This window comes from Mesorhizobium sp. LjRoot246 (assembly GCF_964254115.1).
Classification (GTDB): Bacteria; Pseudomonadota; Alphaproteobacteria; order Rhizobiales; family Rhizobiaceae; genus Mesorhizobium.
On the sequence record NZ_CAXUSN020000001.1, the window covers coordinates 2,735,468 to 2,758,373 of the forward strand.

The 22,906-nt window shown below is 62.9% G+C and carries 25 protein-coding genes; 8 read left to right on the forward strand and 17 right to left on the reverse strand.

Annotated features, from left to right (window positions below; translation table 11 throughout):
• The 6 genes from ACSQ3L_RS13125 to ACSQ3L_RS13150 form a co-directional block, all read right to left on the reverse strand.
• Window positions 1–789 (reverse strand): ABC transporter permease, encoded by a 789-nt coding sequence (locus ACSQ3L_RS13125; RefSeq protein ID WP_436160333.1) that lies wholly within the window; start codon window positions 787–789, stop codon window positions 1–3.
• Complete coding sequence (locus ACSQ3L_RS13130; protein WP_436160334.1) at window positions 786–1,694, reverse strand: ABC transporter permease; 909 nt, start codon at window positions 1,692–1,694, stop codon at window positions 786–788. The genes ACSQ3L_RS13125 and ACSQ3L_RS13130 overlap by 4 nt, the downstream gene beginning before the upstream one ends.
• An 18-nt stretch (window positions 1,695–1,712) precedes the next feature.
• Complete coding sequence (locus ACSQ3L_RS13135) at window positions 1,713–2,792, reverse strand: extracellular solute-binding protein (RefSeq protein ID WP_436160335.1); 1,080 nt, start codon at window positions 2,790–2,792, stop codon at window positions 1,713–1,715.
• Window positions 2,793–2,795: 3 nt separating this feature from the next.
• Entirely contained in the window at window positions 2,796–3,488 is a 693-nt protein-coding gene (locus tag ACSQ3L_RS13140; protein ID WP_436160336.1) for a helix-turn-helix domain-containing protein, read from the reverse strand.
• A 94-nt stretch (window positions 3,489–3,582) separates the two neighbouring features.
• Window positions 3,583–3,834, reverse strand: a complete 252-nt coding sequence (locus ACSQ3L_RS13145) for a hypothetical protein (protein ID WP_436160337.1) — start codon at window positions 3,832–3,834, stop codon at window positions 3,583–3,585.
• Window positions 3,835–4,045: 211 nt separating this feature from the next.
• A complete protein-coding gene (locus ACSQ3L_RS13150) occupies window positions 4,046–5,149 on the reverse strand; it encodes a histidinol-phosphate transaminase (protein WP_436160338.1) in 1,104 nt (367 codons plus the stop codon).
• A 130-nt stretch (window positions 5,150–5,279) separates the two neighbouring features.
• Here ACSQ3L_RS13150 and ACSQ3L_RS13155 point away from each other — a divergent pair, with 130 nt between their 5' ends.
• The 8 genes from ACSQ3L_RS13155 (at window position 5,280) to ACSQ3L_RS13190 (ending at window position 13,714) form a co-directional block, all read left to right on the forward strand.
• Entirely contained in the window at window positions 5,280–6,053 is a 774-nt protein-coding gene (locus ACSQ3L_RS13155; protein WP_436160339.1) for an SDR family NAD(P)-dependent oxidoreductase, read from the forward strand.
• 208 nt (window positions 6,054–6,261) lie between these two features.
• Entirely contained in the window at window positions 6,262–7,584 is a 1,323-nt protein-coding gene (gene hisD / locus ACSQ3L_RS13160; protein ID WP_436160340.1) for a histidinol dehydrogenase, read from the forward strand.
• Between the two features lie 15 nt (window positions 7,585–7,599).
• Window positions 7,600–8,625: a zinc-dependent alcohol dehydrogenase gene (locus tag ACSQ3L_RS13165; RefSeq protein ID WP_436160341.1), complete on the forward strand. Its 1,026-nt coding sequence runs from the start codon at window positions 7,600–7,602 to the stop codon at window positions 8,623–8,625.
• Between the two features lie 34 nt (window positions 8,626–8,659).
• Window positions 8,660–9,391, forward strand: a complete 732-nt coding sequence (gene hutC, locus ACSQ3L_RS13170; RefSeq protein ID WP_436160342.1) for a histidine utilization repressor — start codon at window positions 8,660–8,662, stop codon at window positions 9,389–9,391.
• A 109-nt stretch (window positions 9,392–9,500) separates the two neighbouring features.
• Complete coding sequence (locus ACSQ3L_RS13175; RefSeq protein WP_436160343.1) at window positions 9,501–10,793, forward strand: hypothetical protein; 1,293 nt, start codon at window positions 9,501–9,503, stop codon at window positions 10,791–10,793.
• Between the two features lie 252 nt (window positions 10,794–11,045).
• Window positions 11,046–12,053, forward strand: coding sequence for an ABC transporter substrate-binding protein (locus tag ACSQ3L_RS13180; RefSeq protein ID WP_436163426.1), 1,008 nt, complete (start codon window positions 11,046–11,048; stop codon window positions 12,051–12,053).
• Between the two features lie 100 nt (window positions 12,054–12,153).
• On the forward strand, window positions 12,154–12,921 hold the full coding sequence (locus ACSQ3L_RS13185) for an ABC transporter permease (RefSeq protein ID WP_436160344.1): 768 nt from the start codon (window positions 12,154–12,156) through the stop codon (window positions 12,919–12,921).
• Between the two features lie 10 nt (window positions 12,922–12,931).
• Window positions 12,932–13,714, forward strand: coding sequence for an ABC transporter ATP-binding protein (locus tag ACSQ3L_RS13190; protein WP_436160345.1), 783 nt, complete (start codon window positions 12,932–12,934; stop codon window positions 13,712–13,714).
• A gap of 25 nt (window positions 13,715–13,739) precedes the next feature.
• Here the strand turns inward: ACSQ3L_RS13190 and ACSQ3L_RS13195 are convergent, their stop codons facing one another.
• From ACSQ3L_RS13195 to ACSQ3L_RS13245, 11 genes are all read right to left on the reverse strand, one after another.
• Window positions 13,740–15,632, reverse strand: a complete 1,893-nt coding sequence (locus tag ACSQ3L_RS13195; protein WP_436160346.1) for an ABC transporter ATP-binding protein — start codon at window positions 15,630–15,632, stop codon at window positions 13,740–13,742.
• Complete coding sequence (locus ACSQ3L_RS13200) at window positions 15,632–17,494, reverse strand: ABC transporter ATP-binding protein (RefSeq protein ID WP_436160347.1); 1,863 nt, start codon at window positions 17,492–17,494, stop codon at window positions 15,632–15,634. The genes ACSQ3L_RS13195 and ACSQ3L_RS13200 overlap by 1 nt, the downstream gene beginning before the upstream one ends.
• Before the next feature lie 282 nt (window positions 17,495–17,776).
• On the reverse strand, window positions 17,777–18,193 hold the full coding sequence (locus ACSQ3L_RS13205; RefSeq protein ID WP_436160348.1) for a cupin domain-containing protein: 417 nt from the start codon (window positions 18,191–18,193) through the stop codon (window positions 17,777–17,779).
• Window positions 18,194–18,378: 185 nt separating this feature from the next.
• Entirely contained in the window at window positions 18,379–18,537 is a 159-nt protein-coding gene (locus ACSQ3L_RS13210; RefSeq protein ID WP_436160349.1) for a hypothetical protein, read from the reverse strand.
• Window positions 18,538–18,820: 283 nt separating this feature from the next.
• Window positions 18,821–19,384 (reverse strand): hypothetical protein, encoded by a 564-nt coding sequence (locus tag ACSQ3L_RS13215; RefSeq protein ID WP_436160350.1) that lies wholly within the window; start codon window positions 19,382–19,384, stop codon window positions 18,821–18,823.
• Window positions 19,381–20,166: a DsbA family protein gene (locus tag ACSQ3L_RS13220; RefSeq protein WP_436160351.1), complete on the reverse strand. Its 786-nt coding sequence runs from the start codon at window positions 20,164–20,166 to the stop codon at window positions 19,381–19,383. The genes ACSQ3L_RS13215 and ACSQ3L_RS13220 overlap by 4 nt, the downstream gene beginning before the upstream one ends.
• A gap of 27 nt (window positions 20,167–20,193) precedes the next feature.
• Entirely contained in the window at window positions 20,194–20,946 is a 753-nt protein-coding gene (locus ACSQ3L_RS13225) for an SCO family protein (RefSeq protein WP_436160352.1), read from the reverse strand.
• Window positions 20,946–21,272 carry a hypothetical protein gene (locus tag ACSQ3L_RS13230; protein ID WP_436160353.1) on the reverse strand — a complete coding sequence of 109 codons (327 nt, stop codon included), beginning with the start codon at window positions 21,270–21,272 and terminating at the stop codon, window positions 20,946–20,948. Before ACSQ3L_RS13230 ends, ACSQ3L_RS13225 begins: the two co-directional genes overlap by 1 nt.
• A 13-nt stretch (window positions 21,273–21,285) precedes the next feature.
• Entirely contained in the window at window positions 21,286–21,813 is a 528-nt protein-coding gene (locus ACSQ3L_RS13235; RefSeq protein WP_436160354.1) for a TlpA family protein disulfide reductase, read from the reverse strand.
• Window positions 21,810–22,421, reverse strand: a complete 612-nt coding sequence (locus tag ACSQ3L_RS13240) for a DsbE family thiol:disulfide interchange protein (protein WP_436163427.1) — start codon at window positions 22,419–22,421, stop codon at window positions 21,810–21,812. The genes ACSQ3L_RS13235 and ACSQ3L_RS13240 overlap by 4 nt, the downstream gene beginning before the upstream one ends.
• A 13-nt stretch (window positions 22,422–22,434) precedes the next feature.
• Entirely contained in the window at window positions 22,435–22,875 is a 441-nt protein-coding gene (locus tag ACSQ3L_RS13245) for a DUF411 domain-containing protein (RefSeq protein ID WP_436160355.1), read from the reverse strand.
• Window positions 22,876–22,906: the final 31 nt, after the last annotated feature.

The following is a 22,906-nucleotide window of genomic DNA, read 5'->3' on the forward strand; positions in this document are numbered from 1 at the left end:
TCAACTCCTCGTCGATTTCGAGCTGATGATCAGCCCGGCGCTGATGATCAGCGTCGTGGCAATGAAGATGATGGTCCCGACGGCTGTCACCGTTGGGTCGGCGTCTCGGGTGATGCTGGTGAAGATCTGCACCGGCAAGGTCTTCAGGTAGGGACTGGTGATGAACAGCGCGACGATGATTTCATCGAAGGAGGTGACGAAGGCAAACAAAAGCCCCGACAGAATGCCGGGGGCGATCAGCGGCAAAGTCACGGTGCGGAAGGTGGTGAAGCGGTTGGCGCCGAGGCTGGCCGCCGCCGTCTCCAGCCGCACGTCGAAGACTTCGAGGCTTGCCGACACGGCGATGATGACGAAGGGGATCGCCAGCATCGTGTGCGCGATGACGAAGCCTGTGGTGGTGCCGACGAGCCGGTAGTCGAGATAGACGGCATAGATGCCGATGGCCAGCACCACGCCGGGCACGATCATCGGCGTGATCAGGATGGCGCGCAGCAGGCCGGCGCCGGAATGTTTCATGCGACTGAGGCCGAGTGACGCCAGCGTGCCGATCAGCGTGGCGGCTATGGCAACGAGGCCGGCGACCCTCAGCGAATTAAAGAAGCTCGACAGCCAATCCGGGTTGGTGAAGAAATTCTCGTACCACTGCCAGGAGAAGCCGGACGGCGGGAAGGCGAGCGACTTCTTCTCGTTGAATGACATCGGGATGATGACCAGCGTCGGCATCACCAGCCAAACGGCGACCAGCAGGCAGAACAGGCCGAGCAGAATGCGGAACGGCGCCAGTCTCATGATCTGGACGCCTGCTTGTGGCGCTGGCGCATCAGCGGGGCGGCGAGCGCCAGAAGCACGAAGGTCGCGACCAGCAGCACGACGCCCATGGCGCCGCCGCGACCCCAGTTGAGCAGGCTGAGCACTTGGCTCTGCACCAGCGTCGACAGCATGGTGCTGCGCGGCCCGCCGAGCAGGGCCGGGGTGATGTAGAAGCCGAGCGACAGGATGAAGACGATGATGGCGCCGGCGAAAACGCCGGGCAGCGACAGCGGCAGATAGATCTGCAGGAATGCACGTGCCGGGCGCGCGCCAAGGCTGCGCGCCGCCTGGACGAGGCGCAAATCGATGCCACGCATGACCGAATAGAGCGGCAGGATCATGAAGGGCAGCAGCACCTGCGCCATGCCGATGACGACGCCGGTCTGCGTGCGGATCAGCTTCACTCCATCAAAGCCGAGCAGCCTGATCACGGAATTGATGATGCCGGAATCCTGCAGCAGGATGACCCAGGCCAGTGTGCGCACCACGCCGCTGACCCAGAACGGCACTAGAACGCACAGGATGAGGACCAGCCGCAGGCGCGGCCCGACGGCCGTCATGAGATAGGCATAGGGATAAGCGGCGATGACGCAGACGATGGTGACCCAGGCGGCGATGGAAAAGGTGCGCCAAAGGACGGTGACGTTCACCGGCGTGGAAAAGAACCAGACGTAGTTCTGCAAGCCCCAGGCGGGGTCCGAGAAACTGCGCAGCGTGACGGTCAGCAGGGGATAGCCCATCGCCGCGATGAGCAGGAGCAAGGCCGGCATCGCCAGGAGCGAAGGATAGGCGGCGAGGCGCAGGCGCCGTTGCGGCCCCTGCACGGTACCTGATGGCCGGGGATTTTCACCCCCGGCCGTTAGCGTATGCGAGATCTGGCTCACGCCTGCGGTCCGGCCGGCTCAGTTGCCGGCCATCAGCGCCGTCCACTTGTCGGACGCGGTGGCGAAGTTGGCGACCCAGAACTTGATGTTCTGTTGGTAGCCGAGCTTGGCGTGGTCCGGCGTGTTAGTCAGGAAGGCGCCGACGGATGCGTCCACCTTCGGCTGAGCCTCGTTGTTGATGGGCGAGTAGGAGGTCTGCTCGGTCAGGGTCTCCTGCGACTTCTTGCCGAGATAGGCGTTGATCAGCGCGTAGGACGCGTCGGTATCCTTGGCGCCGACCGGGATGGTCAGCTGATCCATGACGACCAGCCAGTCCTTCCACACCGGCGTGTAGGCAGCGCCGTTCTTGACCGCCGTCATGGCGCGGCCGGTCCACATGATGATCATGTCGGCCTCACCGGATTCGGCGAGCTGCTGGGATTCGGCGCCGGTCTTCCAGAAGATGGTATCCGGACCGATCGCCTTGATCTTGGCGATGCCCTTGTCGATATCGGCCGGCGTCATGGCGTCGACCTTGCCGCCGTCGGCCAGGATGGCCTGTTCGATCAGGCCGCCGATAGGGCTGCCGCTGCCGTCGATGGCGCGCGTGCCGGGGAATTTCGCGGTGTCGAAGAAATCCTTCCAGTCCTTCGGCGGATTGTCCTTGTACGTGTCGTTTTTGTACATCAGGACCATGCCGTAGTTCATCGCCGGCACGCTGCATTCGCCGACCTGTCCGGCCGGGATGTGCGAGATGTCGAGCTTGGTCAGATCGAGTTTCTGGAACAGTTTTCCGCAATGCACGAAGGGCGGAAAGTCGTCCGTATCGACAACATCCCAGGTCACATTGCCGGACTCGACCTGCGCCTGGAGCTTGGCGATTTCGGTCGGTCCGTCGTTCAAAAGCTTAACGCCGCTCTTGTCGACGAATTCCTTGAGCGCGGCGACCTGGCCGTCCTGGTAGATGCCACCATAGGAGACGAAGGTCAGCGTCTTGCCCTTCAGCGAGCCGTCGACGACGGTGCCGGCCGGCGGTGCATTCTGCGCGTGAGCGGCGGCCGCAAGCAAGGCCAGCGCGGCGGCGCCGACAAATCCGGCCAATCTTGATCTGCTTCCCATTTTCTAACCCTCCGATGGCTCGCTGTTTGATTTTGGCAGGCCGGACGCGAGCGTTTTCCGGGCTACATATTGGTCGAGATCGATGGCGCCGCTGGTCGGCGGGGCGATGATCCACAGCACTTCGGCCACCGTATCGCCGACATTGATCGTCCTGTGCGGCGTCGAGGTCGAATATTCGATGCTGTCGCCCTCTTCGAGGGTGAAGCTCTCGTCGCCGAGCGTCAGCTGCACGCGTCCGCGCAGCACGAGGAACATCTCGTGCGCGTTGCCATGCGTGTAGGGCACGTCGCCGGTCGAGCCGCCGACGGCGAATTCGCCGCAATAAACTTCCATCTCGCGGATCGGCCGGCGCGACAGCAGCGTCTTGCGGTAGCCCTCGCTGGTCGGCAGCGCCGGCCGCTCGGCGCGCGTCAGCACTGCGTGCGGCGACACTTCGCATTCGTCGAAAAGATCGGCGAGGCTGATGCCGAGCGCGTTGGCGATCAGCATCAGCGTGCTGGTGTTGGCTCCCGAAAGGCCGCGCTCGAGCTGGCTCAAGAAACTGGCCGTGGTGCCGATCATGTCGCCGAGCTGGCGCAGCGTCAGGCGCCGCGTGGTGCGATAGGCCTTGATGCGGTTGCCCAGCACCGTCGAGCGGCGCGCTTCGGCGCTGGTTGCGGCATTGTCGTTGAGTGCGTGATCCGCGGCGTTTTTCATGGCGATCTCAGGGTTCACTTAACATGCTATTAAGTGAAGTCCCCTGGCAAGCGGATTCGCTCAGGTCACCTGAAAATCAATGCTGCTCGGCTGTCTAGGGCCTTGGCCCCGGAGGAACCGACGCTTTGGTTTGGCGGTCGAAAACGACCGCCAGCCCGTTCTTGACGGCCAGCGAGGCGACCATGTCGTCGAGCTCGCGATCGGGAATGGCGGGTTTGAGGACCTGCCGGATGGCCTGATAGGCCTGCTCTGTCGACACATAGTCGTAGCGCTTTTTGCGCGCTTCCACATATTGCTCGATGATGATGCCCAGCCGGCGGGCGGCGATGTCTTCTGGTCGCTGCAAGGGAGCCTCCTCAAGCTCGATCGTCTCCAGACCCCTGAGATGTAAAAACCCATGCCGTGAAAGTTAAGGCCTGCGGCCAGTCCGACGTGCAAAAAAATAGCTTCCGTCATCGACGAGCCGCACGGCGGTCAATGAGCTTGCTCAAAGCCTCGTGCAAATCGGGTGACCAAGGATCGGGCACGAGCGCAGGACGATCCTCGCGGGCGCGCACTCACAACAGCTCCGACAGAACGGCCATGAAGTGGTCGTTCTCCGAAGTCGAGCCGATGCTGACGCGCACATAGCTGTCGAAGCCTTGCTGCTTCCACGGTTTGACGATGACACCTTGCCGCAGCAAGCCTTCGACGAAGTCGGAAGCATCTTGCCGGCAGTTGAAGAACAGGAAGTTGCCTCTGGAGGCAGCAACGTCGAGGCCCTTGTCCGCCAGGAAATTCTCGACACGTGCTCTTTCCATTCTGGCCAATGCGATGACTTTGGCGAGGTGTTCCTCGTCGGCCAGCGCGGTCAGTGCGGCGGCCTGGGCCATGCCGTTGGCGTTGAAAGGCGTGCGGACGCGGTCGAGCAGCGCGCGCAGCTCCGAGTCGCCGACGATGCCGAAACCGATCCGCAATCCGGCCAGGCCGAACGCCTTGGAGAAGGTTCGAAGCACGATCCATGGAGTGTCGAGCTTACCGAGATAGGGCAGGGACGACGCGTAGTCGTCGCCCTCGGCATATTCCGCATAGGCCTCATCGATGACGATCAGTGTCTCGTCGCTGACCGCATCCAAAACCCTCGACAGATCGTCGCCGGGGAGCCAGCTGCCGACCGGGTTCATCGGGTTCGAGAACAGCAGCATGCGCGGCCGTTCGCGCACCGCTCCAACCAGCGCGTCGACATCGATGGTGAGATCACTGTTGACGGCAACGCGCTTGACGGTGGCGCCCATCAGCGTCGCATAGTCCTCATGCAGCGGGAACGATGGATAGAGCGTGACGACGGCGTCGCCGGGTCGCAATACGGCCCGGCTGATGACCGAGAGAAGATCTTCCGAGCCATTGCCCAGGATAATCTGGTCCTCGGTGACGGCATATTTGTCGCCGATCGCCTGGCGCAGTTTGCGCCCAGCAGGGTCGGGATAGAGGCGGAACATCTCAGAGCCGGCTTGCATGATCGTGGTCAGCAACGGGCTCGGGCCAAGCGGGTTTTCGTTCGAGCCCAGTTTGGCGATCCTTGCCGGCGCGTATCGTTCCTGCACCTCGTCGATGGTCAGCCCGGAATTGTAGGGCGACAGACGGTTGACTTCGGTGCGGACCATATCGGAGGCTTTCGACACGGGCAGGCTCCTCTGCTGCGGATTTCGTCATCAGTACCGTAGCTGAAATAGTTTGTATATGCTTGTATATGGGACTTGATATGCTAGGCTTGATACGGGCGCCGAGGCCGACGCCGGCAAGGAGGATCACATGCGCAACGCTTCTCTCTTCGATCTCTCCGGCAGGAAGGCGCTTGTCACCGGTGCAAGCCGCGGCATAGGGCGCAGCATCGCCGAGGCGCTGAGTGCTGCCGGCGCCGACGTCGCGGTCACGGCGCGCAGCCTGGCCTCGCTGGAGGACACCACGTCAGCCATCCGCGCGGCCGGCGGGGTGGCGCACGCCATCGCTCTCGACGTCACCGATGTCAGCCGGTGCCGGGCAGCTACCGCGGAGGCCGCCGGCCTGCTTGGCGGTCTCGACATTCTCGTCAACAATGCCGGGATGGAGGAGGTGCGGCCCTCGCTCGATGTCGACGAGGCGCTCTGGGACAGGATCGTCGATACGAACCTCAAGGGAGCGTTCTTCTGCGCCCAGGCCGCGGCGCGGCAGATGCGGGACACCGGGCGGCCTGGCGCCATCATCAACCTGTGCTCGCTGACATCGGAAGTCGGCATTCCGACCGCGGTGCCGTACGGCTCGTCGAAGTCGGGCCTGCTCGGCATGACGCGGGCGCTCGCGGCGGAGTGGGCGGAGCTTGGCATAAGGGTCAACGCCATCGCGCCGGGCTATTTCAGGACGGCGATGACGGACGTTTTCTACAGCAACGAGGCATGGCAGCACACCATGCTGGCCAAGATCCCCCAGCGCCGTTTCGGCGATCTCCGCGACCTGCACGGCATCGCGGTGTTCCTTGCTTCGGATGCGGCGGCCTATATCACCGGCCAGTCCATTCCGGTCGATGGCGGCTTTCTCGCCTCGATCTGATCTTGCGGTTTGTCTCTGCGGTTTCGACCGGAAGGGTGATGGAAAAATTGCTGGCGACTATCATACATACATGTATATACTTTTGCCATAGCGCAGCCTCTCGATGGCTTTGATCCTTGTCCCGGGTCGACTTGTCGGCCCGCAGAATATGGCCCATCCGGGGGCCAGCCGTCATTGCGTTCCGAGAGTTCCAGGAGAACGAGCAGCCATGTCCGACATCAGCTTCCACGATTTGTCATCCATCGATGCCGACCAGCGCGCCGGCCTGCTGAAGCGTGCCGAGGCCGATCTGACGGTCTTCGTCGAGAAGGTTCGCCCGATCATCCAGGCCGTCAAGGACGAGGGCGACGCCGCCTTGATCCGCTTCGCCAAGGAACTCGACAAGGCCAATGTCGCCGAGGGCGGACTGCAGGTGTCGGAGAGGGAGTTCGACGCGGCGTTCGACAAGGTCGAAACGGACGTCGTGGAGAGCATCCAGTTCGGCATCGACAACATCAGGCATTTCCATGAGGAGCAGAAGCCGGAAACGATGTGGCTCAAGGAAGTCCGGCCGGGCGCCTATGCTGGCGACAGGTACACGCCGATCGCGTCCGTCGCGCTTTACGTGCCGCGCGGCAAGGGCGCCTTTCCATCAGTGACGATGATGACGTCGGTGCCGGCGGTGATTGCCGGCGTGCCGCAGATCGCCATCGTGACGCCGCCGACATCGGATGGCTCGGTGGACGCGGCAACGCTCGTCGCCGCGCGCCTCGCCGGCGTCGGCACCGTCTACAAATGCGGCGGCGCGCAAGCCGTTGCCGCCGTCGCCTACGGCACCGAGACAGTGAGGCCCGCGCTCAAGATCGTCGGCCCCGGCAGCCCGTGGGTGGTGGCGGCCAAGAGCGTGCTGTCATCGGTTATCAACACCGGCCTTCCGGCCGGCCCGTCGGAAGCGATCATCTTTGCCGATGACAGCGTCGACGGTGGCCTTGCCGCACTTGATCTTCTCATCGAAGCCGAGCACGGGCCGGATTCCTCGGCCTTTCTGGTGACGCACAGCCGCAAGGTCGCCGAAGCAGCACTCGCGGCACTTCCTGAGCACTGGTCGCGGATGACCGAACAGCGTGTGGAGTTCTCGCGCGCGGTGCTGACGGGCAAGCGCGGCGGCATCGTGCTGACCCCGTCGCTGGAAGACAGCTACCGTTTCATCAACGACTATGCGCCCGAACATCTCGAGATCCTGTCGAAGGAGCCGTTCGCGCATCTCGGGCACATCACCGAAGCGGCCGAGATCCTTATGGGTCCGCACACGCCGGTGACCCTTGCCAACTTCGTGCTGGGACCCAATGCGGTGCTGCCGACCAGCCGCTGGGCGCGAACCTACGGGCCGCTCTCGGTGACGGATTTCGTCAAGCGCTCGTCGGTCGGCTATGTCACCTCGGCCGCCTATCCGGAACTGGCGCTGCATGCCCGCAGGCTCGCCCGCTACGAGGGCTTCAGCTCGCACGAGAATGCGGTCTCGGAAATCCGCGACCGCTATCTTGCCGTCTGAGCGGAAGCGATCGCGATGAAGGCTGCCCGACTCTATGGACCCGGCGATCTGCGCGTGGAGGATGTTGCGACGCCAGGCGCGCCGGATGCCGGCTGGGTGAAGCTCAGGGTCGATGCCGCCGGCATCTGCGGTTCGGACCTGCACAATTTCCGCACGGGACAGTGGATAAGCCGGTCGCCTTCGACGGCCGGCCATGAGCTGACCGGCACGGTGACCGCCATCGGCGAGGGCGTCGGCACCGTCGCCGTGGGCGACAGGGTGGTCGCCGACTCCCGCTTCTGGTGCGGAGACTGCGCGCAATGTCGTGCCGGCAGGCGGCATCTCTGCGCGTCACTTGGCTTCGTCGGAGAAATCTGCGACGGCGGATTTGCCGAACAGGCGGTGCTGCCCGCACGGCTTTTGCATACCATCGACGCCACGCTCGACGAGCGGGTCGCGGCGATGGCCGAGCCGCTCGCGGTGGCGCTGCATGCGGTGCGGCGGCTGCCGAAAACGGCAGGCTCGGTGCTTGTTGTCGGCTGCGGGCCGATCGGCGGTCTTGCCGCGCTGCTTTTGTCGCGAAGCTTTGCCGGCACCGTGCTGGTCGCCGACCGCAACCAGGCCCGCTGCGCCCGGGTGGCGCAGGTGACCGGTGCAACGATCGTGGACCTCGACCGGGATGCCATTGCCGCCGCAACCGCCAATGCCCCCTTGCTGGCGGCCATTGAGGCGACCGGCAGCATCGCGGCACTCAACCAGTTGCTCGGCGTTCTCGATCCCGGCGGCACGGTTGCCATGGTCGGCATCTTCCATGGCCGCCTCGACATCGACCCCAACATGCTGGTCGAACGCGAAATCGGGTTGCTGGGATGCCATGCCTTTGCCGACGAGCTGCCCGAGGCCGTGCGGATGCTGGGTGAACTCAGCGAACCGCTGCTGGCGCTGATCGACCAGGAGATCGGCCTCAATGAGGTTCCCGCCGCTTATCAGCGGCTGCTGGCGGGGCGCAGCGACGGCTTGAAAACAATCATCCGCATGCGGCAACCTGTCGAGCAGTCGTGATTTCCGATAAATCGCCGGAAAGGATTTTTGATAAATGATCACTTTGCCCGACACGGCCAGCCCTCTCTACGAGAAGGTGAAGGACTACATCCTGACCAATATCGGAACGGGTCAGTGGGGCAAGGATCGCAAGCTGCCGTCCGAGAATGAGTTGGTGGCTTCGCTTGGCGTATCGCGGATGACGGTTCACCGGGCCTTGCGGGAACTGACCGCGGCGGGATTCTTGACCCGGCTGCAAGGTGTGGGAACCTTCATCGCGCCGCCCAGGCCGCAGTCGACGCTGATCGAGATCAACAACATCGCAGCCGAGATCATCGAGCGCGGCAACAGGCACCGCTCCGAAGTCCTCGTCCTCGAAACCATCATGCCGACAAAGGAGCTGGCGCTGTCGTTCGAGTTTGCCAAGCGTGTCTCGATCTATCATTCCGTCGTCGTCAATTTCGAGAACGACCTGCCGGTGCAGCTGGAAGAACGCTTCGTCAATCCGAGCCTCATCCCCGACTATGACAAGCAGGATTTTTCGAAGACGGCGACCTATGACTATCTCATGCAGAAAACCCCGGTGACCGAGGTTGAGCATATCATCTCGGCGATCCCGGCCGACGCCGAGACAGCGCGGCATCTGGGCATCGATGTCGGCAGCTGTTGCCTTTTCCTACACCGCCGGACATGGACGGGTGCGGTGGTGGCGACGATCAGCAAGCTGACCTATGCCGGCAGCCGCTACTCGCTCGGCAGCCGCTATTCCCCGTCCAAGCATAGCTGACGGCAAGGTTGCGAATGCAAGCCGGAAAGGTTTCGTCACCGATGTATATACATGTACTGATGGGAACGGTTTCACCCTCCGCGGATGAACCGGCCAGAGGGGATGTTATATGACGCCGGCACCCAGCCGCACGGCGCGGATCCGGGCGCTCGCGCAGCATGATGTCGCCCAAGCACAAAGCGCGCTGGCGGCGCTGCTGGGCGACCTGTTCGAGATGCGCCCCCGCAATGTCCGCATCAACTTCGACAAATATAGCCTCAATTCGTTGAACGGCTTCTTCGAGGATGACGGCAAGGCCTATTTCTTCAAGTTCCATCAGGAAGAGCGGGAAGAGGCGATGTCGGGCGAGTACTACCGCGCCGAGATACTGTCGCGCGCCGGCCTGCCGGTCGACCAACCCGTGCATATGTCGGCCCAGCCGGGCGAGCAGATCCTTGTCTATCGCCGCCGCACGGATCCGAGATTTTCGGATGTGCTGTTCGCGCTGGATACGGAAGACGATGCCGGCAAACGGCGTGAGGCGGTTCTCGCCGAGCGCGGTCTGTCGGCCAAGCTGCTCAAGGTCTATCTGGAGACGCTGCATCCGGTGACCGCTGAGGAGGTGTCGGCGGAGCCAATCCACAGGCTGTTTTACGAACGGCTGATCGATGCCGAAACGCGCTCTTCGCCGGGCGGCCGGCTGGCCGATTTCTATGTCGGCAGGCCTTTCGTCTTTCCCGGCGTCGAACTGGATTGGGATCAATTTTCCCGACTGAAATTCGTCATCAACGGCCAGCGCTACGCCAACAGCGTCGGCGAACTTTTCGACGCCGCCGCGGTACGCCTGCGGCCCGACCGGCTTGCCGATGCCGGCGGCGTGGTCGCGCATGGCGACGCCCACAATGCCAATGTCTGGTACACGGCGAAAGCGGGGCGGGCGGAACTGTCCTTCTTCGATCCAGCCTTTGCCGGCTCGCACATCCCGACCCTGCTGGCGGAGGTGAAGGCGACGTTCCACAATATCTTCGCCCACCCGTTCTGGCTCTACGATCCGGCGACCGCGACAGAGGCTTTTCGCGCCCAGGCGCGGCTGGACGGAAACCTGCTCCATGTCGACACGGACTGGGACCTGAGCCCGGTTCGTCGCGACCTGCTGGAGGTCAAGGCGACAGCGCTGTGGCGGCCATTGCTGCTGGAGCTCAAACGGTGCGGCATGCTTCCGGCCGATTGGCGCGCGGTGCTGCGGGCAGGGCTTTTCCTGTCGCCGACGCTGGTCATGAACCTGCGCGCCGGCGCGCGCAACCACACGCCAACCTCCTCCCTCATTGGCTTTTCAGTAGCGGTCATGGTCGGCAGCGAACCTGTCACCGGGGCCGATCGGGTGACCGGTTTCCTCGACCGGATCGATCCGGAAAACGCGTGAGTGAGCGTCCCCACGAAGCAGGCGCACGCGCCCGATCAGGGTGGAAAATCGAGCCTCTCCAACTTGTATATGCATGTATGTATTTTAGCCTTGACATCCGCTCCCGCTGACGCTGAAATATCCTCGCACTTCACCATGAAGTGGCAGGTAAGACGCCGAGGCACAGTGCCGCAAGAGCAGAAACCCGCAGTCTCACCAGACCGGCTACCTGGGTTAGAAAAAGCGGTCTGATCATCAAGGGGAACAAAGATGATGCGTAACCTAACAGGACAATTTCGCGCGCTCGTGATGGCGGCCGCCATCGGGCTCGCCGCCGCCCCGGCAGCCTACGCGGCCGATGCGGCCATTCCCACCACGCCCGAGGCAGGAGCGTTCAAGATCGGCATCGAGCCCTGGCTTGGCTACGGCCAGTGGCATGTCGCCGAGGCCAAGGCGCTGTTCAAGGCAAACGGGCTGACGGACGTCCAGATCGTCAACTTCGCCGAGGACAAGGACATCAACGCAGCACTCGCCAGCGGCCAGCTCGACGCCGCCAACATCGCCACCCACACGGCGATGGGCATGGTGGCGGCCGGCCTGCCGGTGAAGATCGTGCTGCTGCTCGACGTCTCCATGACCGCCGACGCCATCATCGCCGGCAAGGACGTCACCTCCATCGCGGACCTCAAGGGCAAGCAGGTGGCTTTCGAGGAAGGCACGACGAGCGACATCCTGCTCAAATACGCACTCGCCAGGAACGGCATGTCGATCGACGACGTGAAGCCGGTTCCGATGCCGGCGTCCGACGCCGGCAGCGCCTTGATCGCCGGCCAGGTGCCGGTCGCGGTCACCTATGAACCGTACCTCACCGTCGCCATGGCGCAGAACAAGGATCTCAAGCTGCTGTTCACCGCCGGCGAGGATCCCGGCCTGATCAGCGACGTGCTGGTGGTGCGCGACGAGGTGATCAAGTCGCGGCCCGGCCAGGTGCTGGCCATGATCAAGAGCTGGGACGCGGCGCTCAAGGACTACAATGCCGACACGCCCGGTGGCCGCGCCATCATCGCCAAGGCCGTCGGCTCGGACGTCAAGGACCTCAACACCGCCTTTGACGGCGTGCGCTACTACTCGCTCGCCGAAAACAAGACGGCGCTGACCGGCGACTTCACCACCAAGACCTTCGCCGATGTCGAAGCCGCCGCCAAGAACGCCAAGCTGCTGCAGGCCGACGTGACGCCGGAGCAGATGATCGACCCGTCCTTCGTCGAGGCGGCGGAATGACCAAGGCCGGATCGCGGTGGTGACGCAGATGCCCGGGGAGCGACCGGCGCCAGGGCCGGTCACGAAACCGGCGAGGCGCCGCCGATCCTCCGGGATCGGCGTGCCCATCGCCAGGTCGCGCTTCCTGACGATCGCGGTGGCCGTGTTCGTCGGGCTTGGCCTTGCCTGGTGGGCGGCGACCGGACTGGGGTTGGTAAAGCCGATCTTCCTGCCGTCGCCGGGCAGTGTCGCGACGCAGATCGCCAAGCTAGCGGCCGACGGCACGTTATGGCTGGACCTCAAAGCCTCGATGTACCGCATTTCCATCGGCTTCCTCATCGCCTCGGCACTGTCGATACCGATCGGCGTGCTGATCGGCAGTTTCCGTTCCTGGGAAGCGGCCATCGAGCCGCTGGTGGATTTCATCCGCTACATGCCGGTTGTCGCCTTCGTGCCGCTCTCCATCCTGTGGGCGGGCACCGGCGATTCGCAGAAGTTCCTGATCATCTTCATCGGCACCTTCTTCCAGCAGGTGCTGATGATCATGGACAATGTGAAACGGGTTCCAGCCGATTTCATCGGCCTTGGGCGCACGCTAGGCCTGCCGGATCGCAAGATCCTGACGCGCATCGTCGTGCCCAGCGCCTTGCCGGGTATCTGGGATACGCTGCGCATCAGCCTGGGCTGGGCATGGACCTGGCTGGTGCTGGCCGAACTTGTCGCCGCGACATCGGGTCTCGGCTATCGCATCACCGTGTCACAGCGCTATTTCCAGACCAACACCATCATCGGCTACATCCTGTTGCTTGGCCTGCTCGGCCTCATCACCGATCAGGTGATGAAGGCGCTGGAAAAGGTGCTGTTCAAGCAAGAGGGCCGTTCGCAATGAGGCCCAGCCGATGAACCCCCCCAAATTGCGGATCGCCGGCCTGCACAAGAGCTTCGGCACCGGCGAGCGGCGCACGGAAGTGCTGCGCGACATCAACCTCGATCTCGCCGACAACGAGTTTGTCTCCCTGGTCGGCACGTCGGGCTGCGGCAAGAGCACGGTGCTGTCGATCGTGGCCGGATTGCAGGACTTCGATGCCGGCGATCTCAGCATCGACGGCGCGCCGATCCTGCAGCCGGGCCTCGACCGTGGCGTCGTCTTCCAGTCCTACACGCTGCTTCCCTGGCTGACGGCGCGGCAGAACATCGAGTTTGCGCTCAAGGCCGCCGGCTACGATCGCTCGACCTGCCGCAGGATCGCGCTGGAGCATCTCGAACTCGTCAAACTATCTGGTAGCGCAGACCGATATCCGGCCGAACTCTCGGGCGGCATGAAACAGCGCGTCGCCATTGCGCGTGCGCTTTCCTATCGGCCCAAGATGCTGTTGATGGACGAGCCCTTCGGCGCGCTCGATGCCTTGACCCGGCACCAGATGCAGGAACTGCTGACCCAGATCTGGGAGGAAAACAGGTTGACCGTCCTGTTTGTCACCCATGATGTGGAGGAGGCCGTTTATCTGTCGGACCGGATCGTCGTCATGGGCATCGGCCCGGGACGCATCACGCAGACCTTCAACGTCGATATCGAGCGCCCGCGCCGCGAAGAGGTGATGGAAAGCCCTGTATTCATGGATCTGCAGCGCGGTGTGCACAAGGCCATTCGCGAGGCTTCAAAACGCCCCGAAATGGCGTAGGCGACTGCGGTCACCAGCAGGCCAATCACGTCGCCTTGCCGACCGCCGCGTCCAGTTCCAGCTCGCCTTCCGAAATATCGTCGAAGGAAGCATAGTTCATGTTGTAGAGGCGGGCGTAGAGGCCTTTTCTTGCCATCAGCTGTTCGTGGTTGCCGCTTTCGACGATCTCGCCGTTCTGCAGCACGATGATGCGGTCGGCGCCGCGGATGGTGGCGAGACGGTGGGCGATGACTAGCCCGGTGCGGCCTTCCAGCAATGTTATCAACGCCTTCTGGATCAGCATTTCGGTGTAGGAATCGATGCTGGCGGTAGCTTCGTCGAGCACGAGGATCTTTGCATCCGCCACCAGTGCGCGGGCAAAACTGATCAACTGGCGCTGGCCGAGCGAGAGGTTGCCGCCGCGCTGTTCGAGCTCGGTGTCGTAGCCACCGGGCAGGTTCTCGATGAAGTCGTGCGCGCCAACGGCCTGCGCGGCGCGCACCACTTCCTCGCGGCTGGCTGATGTCTTGTGGTAGCGGATGTTTTCCAGCACCGAGCCGGAGAACAGGAACGGCTCCTGCAGGACCATCGCCACCTGGTCGCCGAGCGAATCCTGCGTCAGGTCGCGCACATCATGGCCGCCGACCATGACCTCACCCGACCAGACATCGTAGAAGCGGTGCACCAGCGCCATCGAGCTCGACTTGCCCGATCCGGTCGGGCCGACAAGGGCGACGGTCTCGCCCGGATTGACGCGAAACGAGATGTTCTTCAGCACCGGCTGGTTGTGCCTATAGCCGAAGGTGACGTTCCTGAATTCGACCGAGCCGTCCATGTTGCACGACAGCGCGATAGCGCCGTTCTTGTCGCTGACATCCACCGGCACGTCGAGCACTTCGGAGATGCGCTGGCCGGAAGCCATGGCGCGCTGCATGACGCTGTACTGCATGGTCAGCGAGCGGATCGGGTCGAAGAAGCGCTGGATGTAGAACAGGAACGCCACCATGACGCCGATATCGAGGCTGTGCGAGAGCACCATCGAACCGCCGACGACGATGACGGTCGCCATGGCGATGCCGGTCAGCGTGTCGACGATCGGCACCATCACCTGCGCGTATTTCGCCGACCTCAAATGGGCATTGAGATTGGCCAGCACCTTCTCGTCGTAGAGGTCGAAATTGACGTGCTGGCGTTCGAGGCTCTGCACCGTGCGCACGCCATGGATGCCTTCGGCCAGCGCACCGTTGGCGATGGAGTTGGTTTCGTGCGCGGCCATGAAGGCGACCTTGGCGCGCGGCAGCCAGAACAGGCGCACGATGAATAGCACCGGCATGGTCGACAGCGTCAGCAGGCCGAGCCGGAAATCGAGCCAGAGCAGGACGGTGACGATGCCGAACAACAGCACGATGTCGCCCACCGACATGACCGATGTCTCGAGGAATTCCTGCATCGAATTGACGTCGCCCTGCAGACGCGACATCAGCCGGCCGACCTCGGTCTTGTCCATGAAGCTCAGCGAGACGCGCTGCAGATGGCTGAACATGGCGCGGCGCAGATCGGACAGCACGTTCTCGGCCACCTTGCCGACGACGCTTTCCTGCACGTAGCTGGCGGCATAGTTGATCAGGATGATCACGGCGAAAGCGCCGGTCGCGGCGATCATCACCGACTGGTCGAGCCTGCCCGCCGTCATGCCGTGGTCGATGGCGTAGCGGATGACCAGCGGGATCGCCAATTGCGTCAGCGTGAACACCAGCACGGCGGCGACCGAGATGAAAATCCGGCCCTGATACGGCTTCACGAAGCTCCAGATGCGTCTGACAATGCGCGGATCGTAGGCCTTGCCGAAAACCTCTTCCTCGTCGCGATGCGAGCCGACGACAGCCTTTGTCGGCCGCCCGGTGGTGTCTTCCTTGTCGTCGTCGCTTTGTGTCGACATCACGCGGCTCCCGCCACGAGAGGCCGATCGTCGTCCGGCCGCAGCTGCAAATCGTAGAGCGCGCGATAGCGGCCACCGAGCGTCAGCAGTTCCTCATGCGTGCCGCGCTCGACGATCCGGCCGCCTTCGACGAACAGGATCTGGTCGGCATGCATCAGTGAACTCAGCCGGTGCGAGATGATCAGCGTGATGCGATCCCTGGCGAAGCGCTTCATCGCCGCCCGGATGCGCTGCTCGGTGCCGGCGTCGATTGCGGCAGTCGAATCGTCGAAGACCAGCACTGATGGCCGCAGCATCAGGCTGCGGGCTATGGTCAGGCGCTGCCGCTGGCCGCCGGAGAGCGAGGCGCCGCGTTCGCCGACGACCGTGGTGTAACCGGCCGGGAGGCCCATGATGTAATTGTGCAGCTGGGCGTACTCGGCTGCCTGCCCGATGCGGGTCTCGCGCGCCCAGGGATTGCCGTAAGCGATGTTGTTCTCGATCGAGGTGGTGAACAGGAACGCATCCTGCTGCACCACGCCGACCACCTTGCGCAACGATTGCAGCGTCACCGCACAGATGTCCTGGCCATCGATGGTAATCGCACCTGAGGTGACGTCGTAGAAGCGCGGGATCAGATGGGCGATGGTCGACTTGCCGCTGCCCGGTGGGCCGACGATGCCGATGGTCTCGCCGGACCTTGCCTCGAAGGAGATGCCCGACAGCGTCGGCCGGTCGCCCGCGCCCTCGTAGCGGAAGCCGACATTGTCGAAGCGCAGCACGCCGTCGGTGACGACGAGATCCTTGGCGCCGGGTGCGTCCTCGATGTCGAGCTCGGCGTCGAGCAGTTCGAACAGCCGGGTGCCGCAGGTCGAGGCGCGCGCGAACGAGTTGACCATCAGGCCGAGCTGGCGCACCGGCATCTGCAGAATGGTCATGAAGGTGAGGAACTGGGCGAGCGTGCCGACGCTGATCTGGCCTGCGATCACCTTCTGGCCGCCGAACCAGAGCACCAGCCCCATGGCGGCCAGGAACGAGAAGTTCATGGCGCTGGTGTTGGAGACGCGGATGTCGACGCGCTGATTTGCAAGCTCCAGCGCCGACAGCTTGGCACGGTCGAATTTTTCGAGCTCATGCCGCTGTGCCGCGAAGGCCCGCACGACGCGGATGCCGCCGAGGTTCTCGTCCATCACCCGGCTCAGCACCGACAGGCGCTCCTGCAACGTCAGCCAGGTGCTGCGCAGTTTGAGTTGGGTGACCGAGGACCGCCAGGCGACGAACGGCACGAAGCTCAGGCTGAGCAGCCCGAGCACGAGATCGGTGCTGATCAGGAGATAGGCGCCGACGCCGATCAGCACGCCGAGCAGCACGACGCGCAAAATGCCGGTGGAAAAGAACATGCGCACGCCGTCGAGATCGAGCAGGCCGAGCGTGATCAGATCGCCGGTGTGGACCCTGTCGTGGTAGGCGAAGCTCAGGCGCTGGATCTTCTCGTAGAAAGCGAGGCGCAGTTCATAGCCGGTGCGGTGGCCGACCGCCTCGCCATAGTAGTTCTGCGCCATGGTGAAGAGGCCGCGCAGGATGCTGACGACGAGCAGCGTCAGCGCCGTGTTCCACAGCGCCTGCTCCGCAGCAGTGCCGGCACCCGCGGCCATGACGCCTTGCGCCTGGTCGATGGCGCGTCCCAGCAGGCGCGGAATGAAAAGCTGCAGCGTCGCGGCGATGAAGGTCGAGACGATGGTGATGGCGACCTGCCAGGGATGGCGCAGTGTCATGCGCACGATGCGGAGCAAGGTGCTGAGGCCCTTGCCCCAGGAGGCTTCCGCCACATGGGCAAACGATTTGCCGCGCTCCGGCGCGCCGCCGATTGCTTGCGTGTTCAAGGAAAATATCCAAACCAATCCGGACGTTAGACCGGACTAATAAAGCAGACTCAATTCAGATGGGGTGATGTTACGCGTGTCCGAGTTGACCCTTCAAGAGCCAATTCTGACATCGCACTGTGCCTGATAGGAAGCGGGCATGCGACTGTGACCCGGTTGGCACCAGCTGCGGAATCCTGCCGATCTTGCCGAAGGGCGTTGGCCGGACGAGGCCAGCACCCGGCTGTACGCAAGCGCCGGCCGGACGGAATGCGACCTTCCATCCGGCCGGAATCCGGTCTGCTAGGCAGGTATCAGGACGGCGATACGATGCACGCCGACCTCCTTGCTTGTATTTGTCGCCTCGTCGGTCTTGCCCTTGGCGCAGGTGTACATGTCGCCTTCCTTGAGCTTGAATTCCTTGTCTGCCTTCTTGATGGTGAATGCGCCTGATGTAACGGTGCACACCATGTCATTGTCCATCACCATTTGAGGCGCGTGTGCACCGGGCTGGAAGACCACGTCGATGATCGAGATGCTCTTGTAGGCGGGAATGTCGGCGTTCCCGGTGCCGACCTCTACCACCCTGACGCCGGGCGCAATCTCCTTGCCTTCCTTCGGGCCGTATTTCTTCGCGGACGCCACCAGGGTGAAAAGAGGCGTTATCGCGGCAGCAGTCACACCGAGAGCAATTGCAGACCTGCGATTTATGGCTTTCATTGCATCCTCCCACATGTTGGTCACGCACCAAGTGCGCGTGACCAAAATATATTAGCACAATCGAATGTAATTGTATGCGAGGAAGCACCCCAGCCCAGCACGCCGCCAGGAACTCCGGGCTTCCAGTTTCAGCGAGGCAACGACCTTGAAGTCCGGCCCGCCGAGCTCGAGCGTCGGTGCCTTTTTCAGTCGGTCGCGTAGACCGTGGGTGCCTTACCGTCCTTGGTGAAGGCGTACACGATGAAAGGGCCAACCTTCTCGCCACCCATGCCGGGAGCGCCCGTCGGCATGCCGGCCAACGTGATGCCGGAGTGTGTGGCGGCCTCGAGGTCGGCCAGCGACATCTGCTTCGCTCTCCAGATCGCGGCCGCCAATCCCGTCAGCTTCGCAGGTATTTGACGAGGGATGCTATCGCGAGGACGAGCGTGACAAGCACTAGAACCCAGATGAGGGCCATGCCACCCATCCATCCACATACTTGAACCATCCATCATGTTAGTTGACCTCTTCGTACCAGTGACCCCTCGTTTTCATTGGGGCCATCCGCGGTTGCGAGGTGAAGTAGGTCGCCATGTGCCTTCGTCAACGACTGGACTTCCGGTCGTGGGCGATCGGCGCCTCGGCAGATCACATTCCGCCGCCACAGCCGTCGGAAAGGTTCCATACCTCGACGATCTGCTTGCCGCTAAAACCGTGTTCGCGGATCAGATATTTCGCCAGTCCGCCATACACTTTCCAGCGCCAGCACTGGCAGCAGCATGGTCCCTTTTCTTCGGAATTTGCCATAGCATGGTCATAGGCCTGCTGTTCGGTCCCGCTGAGCCGCACGTCGTAGTAAGGCATCATCTTTTGTGCGATGCCCGCGGGAATGTCATATGGATCGGCTGGGATCATCGCGATGTCGCGGTATTTGGCCAAGCCGTTGATCTGCTCGACATAGCGCTTCATTTCCATCGGGCTGCAACAGGAACCCTTGATCCGCGACGTCGGCGGCATGGTAGCGATCGACTCCGTAAATTTGGCCGAACATGTGCTGTTGCCGTTTTCGCTGAGGTCCTTGAAGCGGCCGACAAGGCCGGGATCATCCGCGGCGATTGCCGAATCCGAATCCCCGAGAAAACCTATAATCACCGCGGCCCCCAAAATGCTGCCCAAAACCGTCCGCCGACTGGGGTGCGATATGCGGTTCATTTGCCGGCCCTCGCCTGTTCGATCAGGCTCTTTATTGTCGCGAGATCTGTCGCACCCGGGAAAATCCGATCGCCGACGACAAAGCCCGGCGTCCCGTTGATTTTCAGTGCCTGAGCCAGTTTCACATTCTGCTCTATCGCCGCCAGGATTTCCGGCTGCTGCATGTCGGTCTTCAGACGCGACACGTCGAGGCCGACATCTGCCGCCACCCTGAGCACGATCGTTTCGCTCACTCGCGTCTTGGTGTCGAATAACGCCTTGTGGAATTCTGCGTATTTGCCCTGTTTGTTGGCGGCGAGTGCCGCCTTGGCCGCAAATACGGAATCCGGACCGAGAATGGGGAATTCCTTGTAGACGATCCGGAGCTGCGGGTCGTCGGCCGTGGCTTGCGCCATGATCGGCGCCACCTGACGGCAATAGGGGCAATTGTAGTCGAAGAACTCCGTCATGGTGACGTTGCCCTGGGCGTTGCCGCCGACCGGGCTGGCCGGGTCACGGAAAACCTCGTCGGCTTTGGCCGCGAGGACGGCCTTTGCCTCTTTTGCATCGGCCTCGCGTTGGCGGGCGTCCAGGCTTTGCAGCGCCTCCATGATGACCTCTGGGTGCGCGAGGATGTAGTCGTGGACGCGTTGATCGAACTGGCTCTGGGACGTGTCGTCCGCAGCGAACGCCTGGTTGTGGAATCCGGGACCGAACGCGAGCCATGCCGTTGCAATGGCGAGCATGAGGGAACGGGCCGTTTTGCCAGCAATTCTGGCGAATTGCCCTGAATCATAGGTCATGGAGTTCTCCTTTCTTCGGATAGTGCTTCAGAAAAGGTTCTTCAGTTTTGCCAGCCAGCCAGTTTCCTGCTCATGGTGCGGACGCTCGACGTTGTTGGTCAGCGCGTTGACGAAGGTGACGAGATTGATAGGCGCGAACTCCAGGCCATGGAAATTCGCCCGCCAATGGCCCTCCTTGTCGATCACATGCGTGACGATGCCATGCGTCTGGATGCCGTCGTCCGTTTTGGTGAACTTGTGGCCAAAAGCTTCCGCCAGCGTGCGGGTGGCGCCCTCCGGCTGGTCCTGGGTCGTGGTCAGGAACAACCAGTTTACGGGATCGAGTCCATGCACTGGCCCGTACTCGCGCAGGACGTCCGGCGTGTCTCTTGTCGGGTCGGTGGTGATGCTCACGAAGGTGACCTGATCCTTCATCGGCGTGCCGTTCACCATCTTCTGGATCTCGGCGATCTTCTCGGCGTGCAGGGGACACACGTCCTGGCATGATGTGTAGATGAAGTGGAGGACGACGACCTTGCCGCGCAAATCGGCCAGCCGCACGACGCGCCCGTCAGCGGTGCGCAGCGTGAAATCGGGCGCCGGCTTGTCGATCGTCTGGAAATATTTCTCGTCGCTCTTCAGCAGGGCATCGACTTCATCGAGCGAGTGCGCCCGTGCGCCATGTGCGAAGCCCGCGATCAGCGCCGCGATGATGACCAAGCTTCTCAGCAATGGTGACCATTCGCCAAACGCCGACGAAACGCGGCGAGCATCCGGCTTGTCTCGGACCTGGACGAGCATCAACCCTTGCCTTTCAGATCGGCGGAATGCGTTTTCGCGCCTTCGACTGCCTTGTCGGAAACGTCCGCCGTCGAGCATGACCGGCCCGTCATCCGGTTCATGCACAAGCCAAGCGCGCACATTGCGACGCAGGGCAAAACGCTGAGAAGCAGCGGCGCAACTCCTACGGCAACCAGCCAGCTCCAGTTGAACGCAAGGCCGGCGACGATCACGACCGCGCCGGCGATGACCAGGCCGCGGGGGCCGCTGAGGTGGTAGCGAACGGCATGAAGAATGTCGCGGCCAGGTGAAGCCTGCGAGGTTGGGGACGATTCTGTGTTGGACATATCTGTTCCTTCGTCAGTTGGCTGCGAAATAGCTGCGGATGAAGGCGACCATTTCGGGCGCATCCCACTCGGCAGGGCCGATAAGCCGGCCGATTTCCTCGCCCTCGCGGTCAATTAACAACGTCATCGGAAGGCCGAGGGCGCCGAGCGTGAACATCGCCTTGCCCGACGTGTCGATATTGAGGGCAAGGTGCTCGATGCCGATCTCGGCAAAGAACTTTTTCACCTTGTCCGGACCGGCGCGATCCATCGACAGCGCGACGACTTCGAAATCCGACCCGCCGAGTTTGGCCTGCAGCCGGTCGAGCGTCGGCATCTCCTTCCGGCAGGGCGCGCACCATGTCGCCCAGATGTTGAGCAGCACGACCTTGCCGCGGAAATCCGCAAGCGTTTTCGGTTGACCGTTGGCATCCTCAAAGCTGATTTCCGGCACCGGCACGGGAGCCTCATGAACGGCAAAGTTCTGCGGCGGCTCGACGGCGGCTGCGGGCTGCGCCACCGCGAACACCACGCCGAGGAAGGCGAGAGCGAGTATCTTCATGGTTGCCGCTCCTTCGCCTCGGCCCTTAGGCGATCGACCAGGGGCAGGATCGTCTTGTCGAGCGCCTCTTGCGTCACGGCGCCGATGTGCTTGTAGACGATATGGCCGTTGGCGCTCACCACGAAGGTTTCCGGTACCCCGTAGACACCCCAGTCGATGGCGACACGGCCGTTCAGGTCCGCGCCGGTGCGCGTGTAGGGATCGCCCATCGTGTCGAGCCATCGCGCGGCGTCATCGGGCCGGTCCTTGTAGTTGAGCCCATGCAGCGGCACCTTCCTGCCTGCCGCCAACCGCATGAACACAGGATGCTCCTCGCGGCAGGCCAGGCACCAGGACGCAAAGACGTTGACCAGCGAAACCTCCCCCCGGAGGTCGCCGCTCGACAAGCCAAGCGTGCGGCCTTGGACCGGCGCCAGACTGAACTGGGGCACCGGCTTGCCGATCAGCGCCGAGGGAATGTCCGATGCATTGCGGGTGAGTCCCCAGGCAAGCACGATGGCGAGCCCGGCGAAAACCACCACAGGCAGGACGACCAGCAGCCGTCGCCAGTTGGTGCGCCGGATGGCCGGCGGTCCGGCAGCGGATTGAGCCACGTCATGGCTGGTCATCATGGCGAAGCCCTCACTCCGTTGCGTAGACGGTTGGCGCCTTGCCGTCCTTGGTGAAGGCGTAGATCGTCCAGGTGCCATCCTTTTCGCCACCCATGCCGGGGGCGCCGGTCGGCATACCGGCCAGCGTGATGCCGGTGATGGCAGGCCGCTCCGTCAGAAGTTTCTTGACAATATCGACCGGCACCAACCCGTCGACGACATAACCGTCGACCATCAGCGTGTGGCAGCCTTCAAGGTCGGCGGGCACGCCTGCATCGCTGCTGATCTGAGAAAGATTGTTGACGGGCTTGATCTCGACCTTAAAGCCGTTGTGCTCCAAATAGTTGGCGTAGGATTCGCAGCAGCTGCATTGCGGGTTCTTGTACATGACGGCGTTGATCGTTGCGGCGAAGGCGGGCAGCGGCGTTGCGACCAGCAACGAAATGGCGGCGAGGCGGTAGGTTAGTTTCATTTGCAGTTCTCCTTGATGGTGCGGTTCAAAT

What these genes read in the sequence shown, in the direction of transcription:
- ACSQ3L_RS13125 (WP_436160333.1), bottom strand. Translation starts at nt 789, where the DNA reads ATGAGACTGGCGCCGTTCCGCATTCTGCTCGGCCTGTTCTGCCTGCTG.
- ACSQ3L_RS13135 (WP_436160335.1), bottom strand. Translation starts at nt 2,792, where the DNA reads ATGGGAAGCAGATCAAGATTGGCCGGATTTGTCGGCGCCGCCGCGCTG.
- ACSQ3L_RS13140 (WP_436160336.1), bottom strand. Translation starts at nt 3,488, where the DNA reads ATGAAAAACGCCGCGGATCACGCACTCAACGACAATGCCGCAACCAGC.
- ACSQ3L_RS13155 (WP_436160339.1), top strand. Translation starts at nt 5,280, where the DNA reads ATGCGCAACGCTTCTCTCTTCGATCTCTCCGGCAGGAAGGCGCTTGTC.
- hisD (WP_436160340.1), top strand. Translation starts at nt 6,262, where the DNA reads ATGTCCGACATCAGCTTCCACGATTTGTCATCCATCGATGCCGACCAG.
- ACSQ3L_RS13165 (WP_436160341.1), top strand. Translation starts at nt 7,600, where the DNA reads ATGAAGGCTGCCCGACTCTATGGACCCGGCGATCTGCGCGTGGAGGAT.
- hutC (WP_436160342.1), top strand. Translation starts at nt 8,660, where the DNA reads ATGATCACTTTGCCCGACACGGCCAGCCCTCTCTACGAGAAGGTGAAG.
- ACSQ3L_RS13175 (WP_436160343.1), top strand. Translation starts at nt 9,501, where the DNA reads ATGACGCCGGCACCCAGCCGCACGGCGCGGATCCGGGCGCTCGCGCAG.
- ACSQ3L_RS13180 (WP_436163426.1), top strand. Translation starts at nt 11,046, where the DNA reads ATGCGTAACCTAACAGGACAATTTCGCGCGCTCGTGATGGCGGCCGCC.
- ACSQ3L_RS13190 (WP_436160345.1), top strand. Translation starts at nt 12,932, where the DNA reads ATGAACCCCCCCAAATTGCGGATCGCCGGCCTGCACAAGAGCTTCGGC.
- ACSQ3L_RS13195 (WP_436160346.1), bottom strand. Translation starts at nt 15,632, where the DNA reads ATGTCGACACAAAGCGACGACGACAAGGAAGACACCACCGGGCGGCCG.
- ACSQ3L_RS13205 (WP_436160348.1), bottom strand. Translation starts at nt 18,193, where the DNA reads ATGAAAGCCATAAATCGCAGGTCTGCAATTGCTCTCGGTGTGACTGCT.
- ACSQ3L_RS13210 (WP_436160349.1), bottom strand. Translation starts at nt 18,537, where the DNA reads ATGTCGCTGGCCGACCTCGAGGCCGCCACACACTCCGGCATCACGTTG.
- ACSQ3L_RS13215 (WP_436160350.1), bottom strand. Translation starts at nt 19,384, where the DNA reads ATGAACCGCATATCGCACCCCAGTCGGCGGACGGTTTTGGGCAGCATT.
- ACSQ3L_RS13220 (WP_436160351.1), bottom strand. Translation starts at nt 20,166, where the DNA reads ATGACCTATGATTCAGGGCAATTCGCCAGAATTGCTGGCAAAACGGCC.
- ACSQ3L_RS13225 (WP_436160352.1), bottom strand. Translation starts at nt 20,946, where the DNA reads ATGCTCGTCCAGGTCCGAGACAAGCCGGATGCTCGCCGCGTTTCGTCG.
- ACSQ3L_RS13230 (WP_436160353.1), bottom strand. Translation starts at nt 21,272, where the DNA reads ATGTCCAACACAGAATCGTCCCCAACCTCGCAGGCTTCACCTGGCCGC.
- ACSQ3L_RS13235 (WP_436160354.1), bottom strand. Translation starts at nt 21,813, where the DNA reads ATGAAGATACTCGCTCTCGCCTTCCTCGGCGTGGTGTTCGCGGTGGCG.
- ACSQ3L_RS13240 (WP_436163427.1), bottom strand. Translation starts at nt 22,421, where the DNA reads ATGACCAGCCATGACGTGGCTCAATCCGCTGCCGGACCGCCGGCCATC.
- ACSQ3L_RS13245 (WP_436160355.1), bottom strand. Translation starts at nt 22,875, where the DNA reads ATGAAACTAACCTACCGCCTCGCCGCCATTTCGTTGCTGGTCGCAACG.